This window comes from Gulosibacter massiliensis, from assembly GCF_900626105.1.
In the GTDB taxonomy this organism is placed as follows: Bacteria; Actinomycetota; Actinomycetes; order Actinomycetales; family Microbacteriaceae; genus Gulosibacter; species Gulosibacter sediminis.
In genome coordinates this window covers 1801340-1818065 of record NZ_UYZX01000001.1, presented here as the reverse complement: position 1 = coordinate 1818065, position 16726 = coordinate 1801340, and the positions used below count along the sequence as shown (strand labels likewise).

General features: G+C 62.3%; 15 protein-coding genes and 1 tRNA gene. 4 read left to right on the top strand and 12 right to left on the bottom strand.

Annotation, left to right across the window (positions count from 1 at the left end):
* Position 1 precedes the first annotated feature (1 nt).
* The 5 genes from EJL01_RS08665 to EJL01_RS08645 all read right to left on the bottom strand — a co-directional run bounded on the left by EJL01_RS08665 (position 2) and on the right by EJL01_RS08645 (position 8913).
* A complete protein-coding gene (locus EJL01_RS08665; RefSeq protein ID WP_125107140.1) occupies positions 2-1882 on the bottom strand; it encodes an ATP-dependent nuclease in 1881 nt (626 codons plus the stop codon).
* Positions 1882-4923 carry a type I restriction endonuclease subunit R gene (locus EJL01_RS08660; RefSeq protein WP_125107139.1) on the bottom strand — a complete coding sequence of 1014 codons (3042 nt, stop codon included), beginning with the start codon at positions 4921-4923 and terminating at the stop codon, positions 1882-1884. Before EJL01_RS08660 ends, EJL01_RS08665 begins: the two co-directional genes overlap by 1 nt.
* On the bottom strand, positions 4920-6164 hold the full coding sequence (locus tag EJL01_RS08655; RefSeq protein WP_125107138.1) for a restriction endonuclease subunit S: 1245 nt from the start codon (positions 6162-6164) through the stop codon (positions 4920-4922). The genes EJL01_RS08660 and EJL01_RS08655 overlap by 4 nt, the downstream gene beginning before the upstream one ends.
* Positions 6161-7729, bottom strand: a complete 1569-nt coding sequence (locus EJL01_RS08650; protein ID WP_125107137.1) for a type I restriction-modification system subunit M — start codon at positions 7727-7729, stop codon at positions 6161-6163. The genes EJL01_RS08655 and EJL01_RS08650 overlap by 4 nt, the downstream gene beginning before the upstream one ends.
* 212 nt (positions 7730-7941) lie before the next feature.
* Positions 7942-8913, bottom strand: a complete 972-nt coding sequence (locus tag EJL01_RS08645) for a hypothetical protein (RefSeq protein ID WP_125107136.1) — start codon at positions 8911-8913, stop codon at positions 7942-7944.
* 134 nt (positions 8914-9047) lie between these two features.
* Here EJL01_RS08645 and EJL01_RS08640 point away from each other — a divergent pair, with 134 nt between their 5' ends.
* From EJL01_RS08640 to EJL01_RS13000, 3 genes are all read left to right on the top strand, one after another.
* Entirely contained in the window at positions 9048-9353 is a 306-nt protein-coding gene (locus tag EJL01_RS08640; protein ID WP_125107135.1) for a hypothetical protein, read from the top strand.
* A gap of 264 nt (positions 9354-9617) precedes the next feature.
* Positions 9618-10961 carry an IS256-like element ISMlu11 family transposase gene (locus EJL01_RS08635; protein WP_125107134.1) on the top strand — a complete coding sequence of 448 codons (1344 nt, stop codon included), beginning with the start codon at positions 9618-9620 and terminating at the stop codon, positions 10959-10961.
* Between the two features lie 850 nt (positions 10962-11811).
* Positions 11812-11985 carry a hypothetical protein gene (locus EJL01_RS13000; RefSeq protein ID WP_164509764.1) on the top strand — a complete coding sequence of 58 codons (174 nt, stop codon included), beginning with the start codon at positions 11812-11814 and terminating at the stop codon, positions 11983-11985.
* Between the two features lie 59 nt (positions 11986-12044).
* Here EJL01_RS13000 and EJL01_RS08630 read toward each other — a convergent pair whose 3' ends face one another.
* Positions 12045-12248, bottom strand: a complete 204-nt coding sequence (locus EJL01_RS08630; protein WP_241209148.1) for a hypothetical protein — start codon at positions 12246-12248, stop codon at positions 12045-12047.
* A gap of 305 nt (positions 12249-12553) precedes the next feature.
* Positions 12554-13153, bottom strand: coding sequence for a TetR family transcriptional regulator (locus EJL01_RS12995; protein ID WP_206427696.1), 600 nt, complete (start codon positions 13151-13153; stop codon positions 12554-12556).
* Positions 13154-13212: 59 nt separating this feature from the next.
* Between EJL01_RS12995 and EJL01_RS08615 the strand changes: the two genes are divergently transcribed.
* Positions 13213-13707: a DUF3995 domain-containing protein gene (locus EJL01_RS08615; RefSeq protein WP_125107133.1), complete on the top strand. Its 495-nt coding sequence runs from the start codon at positions 13213-13215 to the stop codon at positions 13705-13707.
* Between the two features lie 169 nt (positions 13708-13876).
* On the opposite strand, the gene EJL01_RS08610 is transcribed toward EJL01_RS08615, so the two are convergent.
* The 5 genes from EJL01_RS08610 to rsfS all read right to left on the bottom strand — a co-directional run bounded on the left by EJL01_RS08610 (position 13877) and on the right by rsfS (position 16710).
* Positions 13877-14827 (bottom strand): IS3 family transposase, encoded by a 951-nt coding sequence (locus EJL01_RS08610; protein WP_010080478.1) that lies wholly within the window; start codon positions 14825-14827, stop codon positions 13877-13879.
* Positions 14824-15141: a transposase gene (locus EJL01_RS08605; RefSeq protein ID WP_010080477.1), complete on the bottom strand. Its 318-nt coding sequence runs from the start codon at positions 15139-15141 to the stop codon at positions 14824-14826. Before EJL01_RS08605 ends, EJL01_RS08610 begins: the two co-directional genes overlap by 4 nt.
* Before the next feature lie 153 nt (positions 15142-15294).
* Positions 15295-15367, bottom strand: a tRNA-Ala gene (locus EJL01_RS08600).
* A 104-nt stretch (positions 15368-15471) separates the two neighbouring features.
* Positions 15472-16260: a sulfite exporter TauE/SafE family protein gene (locus tag EJL01_RS08595; protein WP_241209147.1), complete on the bottom strand. Its 789-nt coding sequence runs from the start codon at positions 16258-16260 to the stop codon at positions 15472-15474.
* A gap of 9 nt (positions 16261-16269) precedes the next feature.
* Positions 16270-16710, bottom strand: a complete 441-nt coding sequence (gene rsfS / locus EJL01_RS08590) for a ribosome silencing factor (RefSeq protein WP_125107132.1) — start codon at positions 16708-16710, stop codon at positions 16270-16272.
* Between the last annotated feature and the right edge of the window lie 16 nt (positions 16711-16726).

The window sequence follows — 16726 nt, the reverse complement described above, 5'->3', positions numbered from 1 at the left end:
ATCAAACCTCCTTTGCTTTCGTCAAGATCTCGGTGAGTATCGAAGGAACTGCCCCGGCGGCCTCGAGCGTTGCTGTCCGGTAGGCGAGCTGGTTCTTCGACAGGCTGATGCCGGCAGCAGCCTCGACTGCTTTGCACGCCGTCGCCCACTCGGGCCAGTCGGTCCCGAGAAACGCCTCGAGGTGATCGTCGAAGATCGCCACATTGTCGGCGACGACCGCCGTCGGGAAGTCCTCCTCCGTGCGACCGAAGTACTTAAGGGCAGAGCGGTTAGCAGCGACGTGACTGGCCCGCTCCTCATCGATCTTTTCCTTCTCCTTGCCGCTCGCCTGGGCGCGGGCCTCGAACCCGCCGTCGGCATCGAAAAGCGCGTAGGTAGGAATCCCCAGGGCTGTCAAGATGGCATGTGTCAGCGGGATCGACTGCTTTCCGCCAACCGGCACGATCGACAAGCCTGTAGCTTCCAGAGAACCCACTCGTTCTCGGTCGCCGACACCGTAGAACACTGCGGACTCCGTGGCACCTTCGACGACAAGAACCCGATGAGCGAACAGCGCAACCGAGAGCTGATTCGTCACGACACCGTCGAGCTGGCGATCAACGACCGAGTCCTTGACGACTCCCGCAAGCCTGGCCTTCACGTCCGCGATGGTTGCCGAGTGGACGGTGACGACCGGGGTTTCATCTGCTGACCGCATGAGGCGGCGCACCTGGTCGAAATGCCGCGCTTCCAGGAAGTACGGGCTGTGGGTGGCGTAACTCACCTGAATCCGCTTATTAGCGTCCTCCGCCAAGGAGCGCAGTACCTTCGCGAAGGTCTGAGCCTGAATCGGGTGCTGGAAGAGCTCCGGCTCCTCGATGGCCAAGCAGATGACGCCCTCCGCCGACGCCGCACCAGACTGCGCCAGCAACTGCAAGGCGGAGATTAGCAGGGTGCGTTGGAACCCGTGCCCCTGGCGCTCGACGGCGGTCTCCGTCTCGCCGTCCAAGATCGAGACACCAAACGTCGTCCGCGGAGCCTTGAGTTCTACTTCGGCAGGTGTAACCGAGACTGCTCGCCCCGGCGTGTACGACGTCACAACCTCGTTGAGCTGCGCCGTCATCGTTTCGAGTTGCGTCTTGAACTTGTCCTCGTAGACCTGTTGCTGTAGGAGCCGGGCATCCTCGACGATCGTCGCGATCTCCTCGTCGGCCGCCGTGCGGTCAACGGAACGCTCGAGGATGCGTCCGATGATGCTCGCCTTTCCGTCGAGAGATTCTTCGCTGGCACGAAGGTCAGCAGTCACGAGCACGAAGTCGAACAGGCCGCTCATCTTGCCGCCGCTGTTGAAGCCGAAGAAGTTGGTCTGCAGCGCCTCTGGGGCCTCCACCAGTTGCCCGGTGTTCGCTGCCTCCCACGTGGTCATGGCCTGATCGACCGCCGCCCCCGTCGTCGCCGCGGGAAGTCCCAGATCCGCACGAGTTCGACGGAGCTCCGCGTAGAGCTCCTTCTTCGCCGTAGCGCTTGTCGCAGCCTTGATGTCGTTGAAGTCGGGGAAGCCTTTCGCGTTCGCCGAGAAGACCTCCACGCCACTGGATAAACGCTGCTTCCAAGCGGTGAAGGTGTCGGCTTCAGCGGGAGCGTACTTGCCCAGCGCCTCGCGGTCCTTTTCAGTCAGATCGTAGAAGGTGACTTGCACCTCGATATCTTCATCGATCGCTCCGAACGAGCAGTCCGTCTCGCTCAACGACCCGGGTTTGCCATTGAAGTACCAGTCGAGAGCACGGAGCACTGTCGACTTGCCGGTGCCGTTCGGCCCGATGAAGGTCGTGACGTTATCGAAGCCGATCGTCACATCCTTCAACGTCCGAAAGTTCCGAATGCGAACCGACTGAATCTTCACTACTCGCTCCCGCCTGAACTCAACCCGAAGAACCGCTCGAAGAACGCACCGAGCTTCTGGATCACGCGTTGCTTCTTCTCTCCATGACCGCCGTCAGCAGAGAACCGCGACGCTGGCGGCAGCACCTTTGTGATCGCGGTGCCGCTGGTGCGGATCTGACCGTCGCGGAACGCGGTCTCAACGAAGACGCGGGTCTCGTCGGGGCGAAGGTTCTCGTCGGTGATGATCGTGTCGAGTTCGGCCTCGCGCTTGGCTGCGATGAATGCTCGCCATTCCTGGTCGATCTCACCGTCTACGGAGAGGGAGTCGACGAAGTCTTCGATGAGGTCTTTCTTGTTGCGCAGGGTCGGGCTGGCGTCGACGGCGCGGGAGATCTCGGCGCGGATCTCCTTGTCGTCACCGTCGCCGCGTTCATCGCGATACTTCTGGACGAGCATGAGGATGTAGTCGACGTTGATCTCGACCTGCTTGATCAGCTCGATTTCGAAGACGACGTCGTCGTTAATGTGTTCCTTGTCGGCGTCCTTGTCCTTGCGGAACTCCGCGTACAGGTCGAGGTAGACGCTGCGATAGTCCTGGCCCTGCCGGTCGGTGAGGATTGCGTTGCCGGTGAACTCGTCGAACGAGGTGAGGATGTTCTGCAGGCGGAGGATCGCACCGAACAGCCCGATGAACTCCTTCTGCGCGGCCTCACCGATGATCGGCTGACCGAGCGGGAAGGCACTGAGCAGCTCGGTGACCTTCTCGGCATAGTCGTTGTAGTACTCGTTGTACGGTTTGAGAAGCACGACACCGCGGGCATCCTTGTTACCGAACAGCGCGATCGCATCGTTCGTCTCGTCTTCGAGGTCGCGGAAGCTGACGATGTTGCCGTAGGTCTTGACAGAGTTCAAGATACGGTTCGTGCGCGAGTACGCCTGGATCAGCCCGTGCGCGCGCAGGTTCTTGTCGACGAACAGGGTATTCATCGTGGTCGCGTCAAAGCCGGTGAGGAACATGTTCACAACGATGACGAGATCGATCTCGCGCTGCTTCAACTTGAGCGAGAGGTCTTTGTAGTAGTTCTGGAACCGGTCAGCGGAGGTGTCAAAGGACGTGCCGAACATGTCGTTGTAGTCCTGGATCGCGTCTTCCAGGAACGAGCGAGCGTCCATATTCAGCGCGCCGGTGTCGAAGCCCTCTTCGTCGAGCCCGCCGTCTTCGACGGCGTCATTCGCACCGTAGGAGTAGATCAGACCGACCTTCAACCGCTTATCGGATGGCAAGCCTTCTTGCTGGATCTGGAAGTGGTTGTAGTACACACGGGCGGCCTCGATAGATGCGGTCGCGAACAGCGCGTTGAAACCACGCACGCGGCGCTCCCCGAGCGTGTAGTGCTCGGCACGCTTCGTCTTCTGATCGAAGTGCTCCAGCGTGTACTTCACGATCTGACTGATCCGCTCCGGGGCCAGGAGCGCCTTCTCGGTGTCAATCGCCGAGACCTGCTTGTCGATGACGTTGCCGACCTTGACGGTGTTGACGTAATCGATCCGGAAGGGAAGCACGTTCTTGTCGGTGATCGCATCGACGATCGTGTATGTGTGCAGCTTCTCGCCGAACGCCTGCTCGGTGGTCTTGAGCTGCGGGTTCCCGCCACTGCCGGAGTTGGCGGAGAAGATCGGGGTTCCGGTGAACCCGAACAGGTTGTACCGCTTGAAGGCCTTCGTGATCGCGGTGTGCATGTCACCGAACTGCGACCGGTGGCACTCGTCGAAGATGATCACGACATGCCCGTCGTAGATCGCATGCCCCTTGTTCGCGGCGATGAACGTCGAGAGCTTCTGGATCGTCGTGATGATGATCCGCGCACCCGGATCCTCGAGTTGCTTCTTCAGCACCGCGGTCGAGGTGTTGGAGTTCGCCGCGCCCTTCTCGAACCGGTCATACTCCCGCATCGTCTGATAGTCGAGATCCTTACGATCCACGACGAACAACACCTTGTCCACGCTCGGCAACTTCGACGCAAGCTGCGCGGCCTTGAACGACGTCAACGTCTTGCCAGACCCAGTGGTGTGCCACACGTACCCGCCCGCGGCGAGGGTACCGAGTTGCTTGTAGTTGGTGGAGATGTCGATCTTCTGCAGAATCCGTTCGGTCGCGACGATCTGGTAGGGGCGCATCACGAGCAGCATCCGGTCAGCGGTGAGCACGCAGTACTTCGTGAGGATGTTCAGCAGGGCGTGCTTGGCGAAGAACGTTTTCGCAAACGCAGACAGGTCCTGGATCGGCTTGTTCTGCGCATCCGCCCACCACGACGTGAACTCGAATGAGTTCGAGGTCTTCCGTACCCGCTTGGAGCCTGCCGCCTCGCTCAGGTGCTGGCGACGAGTGGTGTTCGAGTAGTACTTCGTCAACGTGCCGTTCGAAATGACGAACAGCTGCACGTACTCGAAGAGCCCGGAGCCTGCCCAGAAACTGTCGCGCTGGTACCGGTCGATCTGGTTGAACGCCTCACGAATATCCACGCCGCGACGCTTCAGCTCGATGTGCACCATCGGCAGACCATTCACCAAAACCGTCACGTCATACCGGTTCGACCGCGCGGAGCCTCCCTCGCCCTGACCGATCTCATACTGGTTGATCACCTGCAGACGGTTGTTGTGAATGTTCTGCTTATCGATCAGCAGGATGTTCTTCACGGAACCGTCGTCACGCTTCAACAGCTGAACATGATCCTCCTGGATCCGCACCGTCTTCTCGACAATGCCATCGTTCGCCCCAGCGATCCGCTCCGAGAAGAACTGATCCCACTCGCTATCTGAGAACGCCACTCCGTTCAGAGCTTCAAGCTGGGCGCGGAGGTTCGCGACAAGCTGCACTTCCGACGTAATCGGCAGATACTCATACGCCTGCGACTCGAGCAGCCGGATCAGCTCACGCTCAAGCTCCGCCTCCGACTGATACGACCCAGCACCAGCCGCGTCAGGAATGTACTCAGCAACAACCGTGCTCTCGCTCGAAACAGCAATCGGATCATACTTCCGTGGAGCAACGTCACTCATGCCGCAGCCTCCTCGAAGGTCAGCAGATTGTCACGGTAGTACTCGTACTGCTTGCGACGCGCAGCAAGCTCAGCAGGGAGGCCCACGTTGAGGTCGTTGACGAGCGCATCGAACCTGTCGAGAAGATCGGCCACTTTGCGCTGCGTATCGAGGTCGGGAAGTGGAATGAGGACTTGCTCTGCCTCAGTCTTACGGATTGACGGCACTGCACCCGAGTCGTTCGCAAGGCGGCTCAGGTCGAACGTCTGCATCCAGTGGTAGAGAAACCTCGAGGTCACCCGCTCGGTAGGCACAAGACCCATCACGTTGTTGTCATAGGCAGAAGGAACGGAAAGCACTCGCTTCTTATTCGTCGCGACAGCCGCGCCAATCTTAGGAAAGATGACAGTCCCCGCGGGTGCAGGGCGCACTCCCAACTTCTTCGCCACTTCGGCAGATACGTAATGGTTGGCGATGCTCATTACCGTCTCGTTCCCGAGCAGATTCATGTCACTAACCTTGTAGAAGGGGTACTCACCCTCTTCTTGACCTTGGTGCGCATTAGGGAATCCCCAGCCGCTGCGGACCTCAGCAATATCACCAAGCGCTACGCGTGGGATCGAGTCGTCAAACGACATCGCACGTTGACGATAGTGCTCATACTGGCGGCGGCGGGCTTCCAGCTCCGCTTCCAGCTCCGCTTCCAGCTGAGTGAACTGATCCAATACTCGCACGATCTCCCGCTGCACCTCGAGAGGCGGCACGGGGATCCGGTAGCCTCGCATAACACCGGCGTTGAGATTGTTGATCGTTGTCGTAGACAGAGCACTACCCAGATACGTCGAAAAATTCTCCCCTGTCAGCAGGTGGAAAACGAATCTCGGATCGAGGCGCGTTGAATCCTTTACGCGAACGACAGCCATAAAGCCCCCGAACGTTTCATCGCGGTCCGCATCGATGTACGCGACTTTACCAATGTGATCCTTGCTGCCACTTCCGGCACAGATGAGAACATCGCCGGCACGGAGGCGCTGATCATCGCGAACCCGAACGCGTCCAGAGACTTTTTTTACGTCAGTCAAGTTCAAAGTATTCGATGCGAGTGTGATGTTATTAGCACGAAGCACAGATACTTCACCATCGGCAGCTTCGTCATTCTTGTTGTACGTGATCCCGCGGATGTAGTCAGTGACCTCCGTTATACCGACATATGCGACCCCTGTCGGAGCAAGCTCTCTAATCAGTTCGTCGATCCGGCTCACTTCGTGCCCTCCAGGTCGGCAACGATCTCGTCGATCGAGGTGCGCAGCTCCTGCTGTCGGGAGACGATGCGCGCGATCTCGGCGTTCAGCTCGGTGATGTCGACGACCTCGCGGGTGTCTTCTTGCTCAACATAGGAGGACACGGCGATGTTGTAGTCGTTCGCGGCGATGTCCTCGTTCGACACGAGTGCGGCGACATGGTCGACGCTCTCGCGGGTGGTGAAGGTGTCGAGGACGTGCTGCTGGTTGACCTCGGTGAGCTTGTTCTTGTTACCGACGCGTTTGAATTCGGCGGATGCGTCGATGAAGAGCACCGCGTTGTCGGTCTTGGATTTCTTGAGCACGATGATGCAGGTTGCGATCGTGGTGCCGAAGAACAAGTCTGGTGGGAGCTGGATGACAGCGTCGACGTAGTTGTTGTCGATGAGGTACTTGCGGATCTTCCGCTCAGCACCACCTCGATACAGCACACCCGGGAACTCGACGATCGCCGCCGTGCCGTTCACCGCGAGCCACGACAGGATGTGCATCGTGAATGCCAAGTCCGCTTTCGACTTCGGTGCGAGCACACCGGCCGGGGCGAAGCGAGGATCGTTGATGAGGAGCGGGTTGGCGTCGCCGTCCCATTTGATCGAGTACGGCGGGTTGGAGACGATCGCTTCGAACGGCTCATCGTCCCAGTGGGCGGGGTCGGCGAGGGTGTCGCCGTGGGCGAGGTTGAACTTCTCGTAGTTCACGTCGTGCAGGAACATGTTGATCCTGGCGAGGTTGTAAGTGGTCAGGTTGATCTCCTGACCATAGAAACCCTGTCGCACGTTCTCTTTGCCGAGCACTTTCGCGAACTTCAACAGCAACGACCCGGAACCGACAGCAGGGTCGTAGACCTTGTTCACGCTCGTCTTGCCGACCACGGTGATGCGGGCGAGGAGTTCAGAGACTTCCTGCGGTGTGTAGTACTCGCCACCGGACTTGCCCGCACTGGAGGCATACATCTGCATGAGGTACTCGTAGGCGTCGCCGAAGAGGTCGATCGAGTTGTCCTCGAAGTTCCCCAGCGGCAGGTCACCGATCGCGTCGAGCAGCTTCACGAGTTTCTCGTTGCGCTTGGCCACGGTGTTGCCGAGTTTGGAACTGTTGACATCGAGATCGTCGAACAGACCTTTGAGGTCGTCTTCGGCGTCGGTGCCGACGGCGGAGCCTTCGATGTTCTTGAAAACACGAGCGAGAGTCTCGTTGAGGTTCGCGTCGTTCGCAGCACGCTTACGGACGTTCTGGAACAGCTCAGACGGGAGGATGTAGAAGCCCTTCTCCTCAACCGTCTCCTTACGTCCGAACTCAGCTTGGGAGTCTCCGAGCAGGGAGTAGTCGAAGCTCGGGTCGCCAGCCTTACGCTCGCCGACGTTGATGTAGGCGGTGAGGTTCTCGGAGATGAACCGGTAGAACAGCATGCCGAGCACATAAGACTTGAAGTCCCAGCCGTCGACCGAGCCACGGAGGTCGTTCGCGATGCGCCAGATCGTCTTGTGCAGTTCGGCGCGCTGTCCTTCTTTGGTGGTCGGTGCCATGTGATTCGTCTCCTGCGCCTGGGGCGCGTCTTAAGTTAAGGTCGCGGGTTAGCCTCACCGTAGCGCCAGGCACTGACATCGGTCGGTTGCCATGCGTGGCATGAGGGTGAGCGTTGATGCAGCCGGGAGCATGTGTCGCGTCGACCGGGCGCTGCGATCTACCTGTGATTATCTCATGACCTGGCCTTTTCGAGAAGACCCTGCGGCCTCGGTCAGGCGTTCCAGCTCCAGGCGAAGCCGTTGAAAAGGCCACCGTGGACGTCGCGCAGGGTGAGGGTCGCGGTGCCGCGGGCGTCGAGCTGGACGCGGTTGTAGTCGTTGGCGACGTGTGGGCGGGCGAACGGGCTTGCTCCCTCGAACTTCCAGATGCTGGCGGGCCGTTCCCCAATGAACCCGACACGGATCGTGAACAGCAGTGACCGGTGGTGGAGCGCCCGGCTGGCGAGAGTCACTGGCTCCGGTTCGCGGCCGTCTTCGGGCGGTGTGAGGCGGAAGCGCAGGTCGTAGCGTGTCCGGTCTTGCATCGGCTCGGTCGCCGTGCGGGCGGTGTTGAGGTGCCAGAAGTGGTCGTTCCAGCCCGCGCCGTCGACCGGGCGGGTGTTGACCTTGAAGTCGCCCTTGTTGCTCGGGGTCACGACGCCGGGATAGGAGCGGCCGATGGTGACGTAGTCGAGTTCGCCTGCTATGTTCGCGAACCGGTAGTGCTCGTAGGTGGCTTGCCAGCGTCGGTTCTCGACGACGATGAGGGTGCTGGTCTCTTCGTAGATGATGCCGCCGTGCATCTCGGGCACGTCGAGCACGAGCGGGGCCTGCGCGTAGCGGCCAGTGACGAGACGCGAGTGCAACGCCTTCAGCGCCGCGGTCTCCCGCGTGCGAACGGTGTCGACTTTCCGTCCGATCTTGTCGCCGTGGATCTGTCGCCGTTGCATCAGCTCGGGCACGTGCTGCGTGTCGGGGCTGAGCGCGAACACGTCGAGCAGCAGGTCTGCTTGCTCGCCGGGCAGGGTGTGGATCGCGGAGACGAAACGGTGACGGAGCCGCTCGAAGCTGTCCTCGAGGGAACCGCGTAGGAGTTCATCGACGATCCCGGCCTGGGCGAGGCGACGCTGGACGAAGCCCTCGCGCTTGGTCAACCAGGCGAGCTGCTGCTGCAGGGTGACGACATCGTCTTCATCGAGTCTCACGCCATCACCTCCGCCTCGTGCCCGTGTTCGCTTCCAACTTTATTCCGAGTTTCAGGACGCCTACCTCGCGCTTTCTACGGTCGAAGTGTCCCGGAAATTCGGGGCGGTTCTCTTCAACCGGAAGGACATGCAACATGTCGAGCAATCAGGTGGTGCCGCTGTTCGGTGGGCACACAACCCAGCAGGGGCAGAAGATCACGGGAAGCCTGGTACGTCAGACCAAGCGTGAGGTGGAGCAGGTTGCTGCGTCAACGGAGATCGCGGCGGTGCGGGAGCAGGGGCACGCGTTCCTGGCGTCGCAGGCGATGACGAATGTCGCGACGCTGGTGGCGCAGGCGGAGGCGCAGATGAAGATTGCTCCGGCAGGGGCGCAGTTCTACGAGGCGATCATCGCCGGATACGCCATCAGCGCGGGCCAGCGCATCGCTCGGGGTCTGTGATGGAGGCCGTCGCCGCGATCGCGACTGCCTCGGGAGTCGTTCTCCTGGTCGCGATTACCGCCTTCGTCGCATTGTGTGTGGTCGAAGTGTTGTGGGACGAGTACGAAGCATGGCAGGAGCGTCGTCGTGCACGGATTGAGGCGGAGCTGGACGCCAAGTCTGAGCAGCTCCGGCAGACGGTCCTCTCCCTCGCCGACGACCTTGCGAGGGCGTGTCAGATGGTCTGTGTAAGCCGTACCGAGAGGAACGGTAAGAATCATGACCATGACCGACGAGAAGAACCCAGGCGAGCCCTCGGGCCAGGACCTGGTCGAGCAGCTGAAAGCCTCAGGGCAGCTTGATGCCCTATTCGCGCAGATCGACGCGGGCGGCGTCGAGCTCACCGGTGACGGCGGGTTCGTGCCCGCGCTGGTCAAGGCCGCGCTCGAGCGGGGCCTGCAGGCCGAGCTGACCAGCCATCTGGGCTACGAGAAGGGCTCGAGCGAGGCGCTGAAGCACGCCAACTCCCGCAACGGGACCACCCCGAAGACCGTGGAGTCCGAGGTCGGGCCGATCGAGCTGGACGTCCCGCGAGACCGGGGCGGGTCGTTCACCCCGCGCCTGGTGCCCAAGGGCCAGCGGCGCCTCGGGGGCCTGGATGACATGATCATCAGCCTCTATGCCGGCGGAATGACGATCCGGGACATCCAGCACCACCTGGCCTCCACGATCGGCACGGACCTGTCGCACGAGACGATCTCCAACATCACCGACGCCGTGAGCGAAGAGGTCCTGGCGTGGCAGTCGCGGCCGCTGGAGGAGTTCTATCCGGTGATCTATCTCGACGCAATCCGGATCAAGATCCGAGAGAACAGCCAGGTCCTCAACCGTGCCGCCTACATCGCCGTCGGCGTGGACCTCGAGGGCATCAAGCACGTGCTGGGGATCTGGGTCCAGGACACCGAGGGCTCGGCGTTCTGGGCCCACGTCTGCGCCGATCTCGCCAACCGGGGCGTGCGGGACGTGCTGATCGTGTGCTGCGACGGGCTCAAGGGCCTGCCGGAGGCGATCGAGGCGACGTGGCCGGACTCGATGGTCCAGACCTGCGTGGTTCACCTGATCCGGGCCGCGATGCGGTTCGTGGCCTACCAGGACCGCAAGAAGGTCGCCGCCGCGCTGAAGCCGATCTACACCGCCCCCAACGAAGAGACCGCGAGGAAGGCGCTGGCCGAGTTCGAGGCCTCCGAGCTCGGCACGAAGTACCCGTCTGCAGCCGCGACCTGGGCGAACTCCTGGGAGCGGTTCATCCCGTTCCTGCAGTTCCCACCCATGCTCCGCAAGGTCATCTACACGACCAACAGCATCGAGTCGCTGAACTTCCAGCTACGGAAGGTGACCAAGAACCGCGGCCACTTCCCCTCGACCGAGGCGGCGGTGAAGCTGCTCTGGCTGGCGATCTGCAACATCGAAGACAAACGCGCCGCCGAACGCGCTCGGGACCGGGGCAAACCCGCCGGCCAGCGCAAAGCCCAGGGCCGGCTCGTCGAAGGTCAGGCCGTCACGAACTGGAAGCAGGCCCTCGCCCAGCTCGCCGCGGCCTACCCCGACCGGATCAACCCCTACCTGTGACCACCCCGCTTACACAGACAAGTTGACACGCCCGGCTCGAGCGATTGAACCGAGCAGAATCACCCAGCCGCGCGCTTGACTACGTGCTCCATGATGCGGATGTGCCGCGGCTTGGCAGGCGGCGAACGAACCAACGGCGTCGACTGAGCGGGCCGCGCTACTCGCAGTCCTCCCCCATCTTGAATACGGGCGCGAACCCCGGAACGTCTATCTCGAAGTACACCGAGCTGCGCGAGCGGAACCGCCTGCTCGAGCAGGAAAACGACGCGCTGCGACGCGCGGCAGGGTATGTCACGCAAGCGCAACGGCCCGGTAGTGAGTGAACCGATCGTGATTGGGCCCGCCGCTGAGGGAGCTTCCTTGTGCTCCCGTGCCGAGTGCTAAAGCTCGCCTTCTAACGCTTGGCTGAGCCACGGTTCGAAATCCCGTTGGGGCGGACGCAACTGATGCGTCCGCCCCAACGCGTACCGGTCAACATCCAACCGACTCCACAAATGAAACAAACCCCCGACTCGCGATCACGCGACTCAGGGGTTCGTTTCTGGAAAATTTTGTAGACCTAGCAGAAGGCTTGTCGAAACTTGCCCCGCCGGTGATTCAGATGGTGCGAACACACCGGTCAATCCGCACTGAACGGCACAGGACGCACCGCCGGAGGCGCCATCCACAGCAGGCGCCGCGAGCATCCGAAGACCTCCTCCAGCGAGCGGAAACCGCCTACGCTGCCGGCGGGTCTCTGAAAGCTGTGGCCCGACAGGTTGGCCTCGGACACGAGCGGCTCGCTCGTCTCCTTCGGGAACGCGGTGTCATCCTACGCAACCACTCACCGTCCAGCAGTGAGATTCGGCTGATGCGTGCCATGTATGAGCAAGGGGCTTCACTGGAGGGTGTGGGCGACAAGTTCGGCTACACGGCGGGGACGGTCCGCAAACATTTGCTCATCTTCGGCGTGGTGATGCGCGATACGCACGGTCGTGTCCGAGCGGAGCCCCACGGTTTCGGCCAAGAGATCAAGACATCGTGACGGACGCTGATGGTCCCAGCAGGAGCTGGGTCAGAGGATGCAGTCCTTCGCCGTGCATATCAGCTCTGCACCCGGCCGCGCGCGCGATCCCGGGCTTGCTGCCGCAGTCTTGCCCGTACTTCGTCGTGGATCGTGGTCGAGGTCTGCTCTGCTGTCTCGATGGAGACCACCAGTGCGTATCGCACCGTCTTACCAGCACCAAGGTGTTGGGCATCGTCCATGCATTCAACGTGGATCGGGAACGTGTCATCGTCGCCGAACACGATGGCGCGGCTGCCTTGGACGATCTCGTGTTGGAGGCTCCGCTGCCGGCCGACACCAGACCCTGCGGCTCTACCACCAGCTCCTGCACACGTGCCGCTTGGCGTGAGCGATACGTGAGACGTAACCGCCGACGGGCGAACACACCCGCCCGGGCAGTTGCGAACGCCTCCCCAGGTTGCAGCGCATCAGGTTGCGGCAACCAGCCGTGAGGATCAACCACGATCCGCGACGCAACCTCCAAGCTCTGACCACGATGCGCCTCGGGAATCGCAGCCAGCAACTTGCGCGCCCCCGACGCGAAGCATCACCCAGCCCGATCGCATCCGGGCCCCACATCTCCGATGAACTGTTCGAAGCCGCTGATGATCGCCTCCAACCCTCGACCGAACGCTCGATCAGAGTCGCAATCGTCAGGAAGGGAGTGTGACGCAGCGGCGTAGGCGATGTCTGACAAGGCAAAACCTCGGGCGAAGCTGGAACCGATCTGGTACAGGTCAAGCGCAACGTCCCGGGGGAATCCAGCCTGTCGGAGTGTGGCCATGACGTGCTTGAAGGCGGCTTGGTTTTCATCGAGCACGATGGGTCGTCCCGCTTGGGCGGTGAAGACGGCCGGGTGGTCCACGATGACGCGTCGATACGCCCAGGAGATCTCGCGAAGAATCTGCTGCCAACTCTTACCGAGCCCAACAGAGGGTGGAGTGATCTCCGCCATAAGCATGGTCGCCATGCCGTCAAGAATGTCTTGCTTGTTCGCCACGTGCCGATACAACGCCATGGCTTCCACCTCAAGAGCATCTCCAAGGCGACGCATCGTGACCGCAGCCAAACCCTCACTGTCAGCCAACGTGATCGCTGCCCTCAGAATCTCTGCCCGGCTGAGGGGATGGTCGCGCACCGCATTCACTGGTCTCTCCTCTGCCTCGTCTTTGCATAGTGACACGCTCACGTGTTTACATTGTAAGCATGGTTTGCAACGTAAGCAGGGTTGGTGTTGCTCGCTGGGAACGTAGTCGCTGGTTCTGGGTGGCAGCCCTCGCTGGTGGGCTGCATGTTGCGATCACGCTGTACTGGGCCCTTGGCGGACACGCTCTGCTATGGACGATGGGGACCGGCTTCATCGCCAAGTTCGAGTCGATGATGTGGATCCTGTGGCCGGTCGCCCTGGTCAAGGCTGTCGGAGCCTTTGGCCCCGTATGGCTATCAACCCACGGATGGCCCTGGGCACGACTGACACGCCTCACCGTATGGCTGGCATCCTTCGTCCTGATCGGATGGGGTGGTCTGAACACGATCGTCGGCAACATGGTGCTCTTCGGGCTGATCCGCCCCACCGACGGCTTCGACCGACCCGTCATGATCGGCCACGCCTGGATCTGGGACCCCCTGTTCCTCCTCTGGGGCATCAGTCTGCTGACCGGATTGATCCGCACCCGCACCACACGTGCTTCCCTCGTGTGAGCGAGCATCTGCGCCTTCCTGAACCACAGATACTGCGCGAAGCTGCCCGTGTCGCGAAGAAGCCTCGGGGACTGCCGCACCGTTAGGTGATAGTTGGGGTGTTAGGCCGCGAGGCTCACGGCCGGGTTCATGATGGTCTCGTATTCGATGGGGGTCAATCTGACCCGCGTCAAGTAGTTGGCAGGATTTCCTTGGTTTTGAATGTCGGGGTGGTGGGGTCGGCCAGGCCCAGGTGCACCTCCTTGGGCCGGTTCCATGAGATGGCCTCGTGGGGCCGGAGCTCGTTGTACTCGATCCGGTAGTCCTCGGCCCGCTCGGCGAGCACGATCGCGTCGTCAATCTCGTCCAGGTAGAGCCGTTCGTACTTCAGCGTGCCGAAGCCGCGTTCACGGGACCCGTTCTGCCCCGGGGTCTTCACTCGGGTGCGCACGTGGTGTAGCTCGGGGTGGGCGGCGATGAAGGACTCGAAGCGGAAGGACCGGAACGGCCCGCCGTTGTCCGTCACGATGGTCACCACGGGCAACAGCTCACCGGTCTCGGGATCGACCGGGCAGGCCTCGACCAGCGGGTGACCGAACATGGCCTCGTAGTCGGCCAGGGCCAACTCGATCGCGTCGATCGCGTCGTGCTGGTTCCCGGTGGGCGAAACGTGGAAGGGGTGCTCGTACTTGGACCAGTAGTCCCGGCACCCGGCCAGCCGCCAGGTCCCTCCGGTGGTGGTCTCGAACTCGCTGAAGTCCAGCTGCCAGACTTGGTTCGGGCCTGAGGGCTCGGTGGCGAACGCGGCCTTGCGCCGCTCGGCCAGCTTCCGTCGCTCCCGTTGGTACTGCGCGGGCAGAATCAGCCCCTCGTCGCGCAGGATCCGCAGCACGGTCGCCTCGGAAACCACATGCCCGTCGTGGCGGACCATCGCCCAGATCTTCCGATGCCCCCACGCCGGATGGGCCAGCGCGTGCTTGACCACCAGTTCCCTGGCGGCCTGCCGTCCCGGTTGCGGCCACGGTCCCTTCACCGCCGTCCCGGTGCGGGCCTTGGCCTGCCAGCGGCGCCAGGTCCGCTCGGGCATGTCGAAGAGCTGGCAGAACCTCGCGGTCGACATGCCCGCTTCCACGCGGATCACCTCGAGGTCCTCGAAGGGCCCAGCCGGCCCTCCGCGGACTTCTTCCACACCCTGGCCTCCAGGTGTGCCTCGCCCAAGGCCTGGGTCAGCTCGGCGACCTCGGCCTCCAGCTGTTCCTCTCGGGAGGATGGTCCGGACCTGCCGGCCACCAGGGCGGTCTTGCCGGCTTCCAGGAACTCGGCCTTCCACCGTCCGATGGACTGCTCACTGACTTTCTCCTTGCGTGCCGCTTCGGCGATGGACATCTCGCCGGCCAGCACGCTCAGCACTATCCGGGTCTTCTTCTCCGCCGGAATCGAGGGTGGTCTACCCATGTCTGACTCTCCTTCAGGACCTACATAACGGCCCTGCCACTAAGTCTGACGCGCGACATGCCCACACCAACATCGACGCCCCGGCCCACGTCACCGCAGAAGCAAAACTGCCCCGCCATCAGGCGGGGCAAGTTTCGATTTTCTCATCTTACGTGGACCTAAGGGGATTCGAACCCCTGACCCCCTGCATGCCATGCAGGTGCGCTACCAGCTGCGCCATAGGCCCAATTTGGGGCTTCCCGCTGGGGAAGCAGCTCAACGACTATAGCCCAGATCTGAACGACCGCGCAAGTTGAGCGCGCCGCGCGACGCCAGCCCCGGGCATCCGCCCTACTTCTTCGACTGCGAGCGCACGTCCCAGATCATGCGAATCGCCACGAGCACGAGGAACACCGAGAACGTCACGTTCGCGGCGAACGGCGACAGCACGGTCGAGAGCCACACGCTGAACGGGGTCACGACGCCCGCGGCGACGCCGAGGGTCAGCGCGCCAACCGTGTCGACGTTGCGGTGGCGGATGTTCGCCACGGTGCCCGACAACCCGGTCGCGATGATCATGAGCAGCGACGTGCCCTTCGCAACGAGGTCGCTCGCGCCGAAGAGCACGACGAGCGCGGGCACGACGATCACTCCCCCGCCAATGCCGAGCAGGCCACCGGCAATGCCGGCCACGAGGCCGACGAGCACGATGAGCGCACCGCTGAGCAGGTCGACGTGCACCTCGGCATCGCGCGACGGCACAACCAAAAACAACGTGACGATGACGATCACCAAGAAGCAGATGAACACGATCTGCACGATGCGCTTCTCGAGTCGTTTGAGCAGCCAGGCGCCGATCGGCGCGCCGACGATCGATCCCACCGCGAGCAACAGCGCGAGCAGATAGTCGACGTCGCCGCGCAGGCCGTAGCTCACGACGCCGACGACGGCCGGAATCACGATCGCGAGCAGCGAGGTGCCCGACGCGACTTTGTGGTCATACGCGAGCAAATACACGAGCGCGGGCACGATGATGATGCCGCCGCCGACGCCAAACAGGCCCGAGGCGATACCGACGGCCACGCCGATGAGCATGAGGCCGAGCCAGTTCCGCTTCGCGGGAAGAGAGGGTGTCGTCACCCTGCGATGTTACTCCGGCGCCTGGTCGGCGTCGGGCTCGTCTTCGACCTCGGCCTCGGATGCGCTGGCCGCGGCAGCCTCAGCGGCCTCCGCCAGCCCGAGCGGCACGATCGGCGCATCCCGCCAGAGGCGTTCGAGCGAGTAGTACTCGCGCTCTTCCTCGTGGAACACGTGCACGACGAGGTCGCCGAAGTCGAGCAGCACCCAGCAGCCGAGCTCGGTGCCCTCCTTGCGCAGCGACTTCACGCCGAAGTCCTCGCGCAGCTTGTCTTCGATCTCTTCGGCGATCGAGAGCACCATGCGCTCGTTGCGGCCGGAAGCGACGAGAAACACGTCGGCGTACGGCAGCGTCTCGCTCACGTCGAGGCCGATCTGCTCGGTGGCCTGACGTTCGTCGGCAGCCAGTGCGGCCGCCTTGGTCAATGCGATGGCGTTCTCAGAAGCGGTCATAGATCAAGGCTCCAAC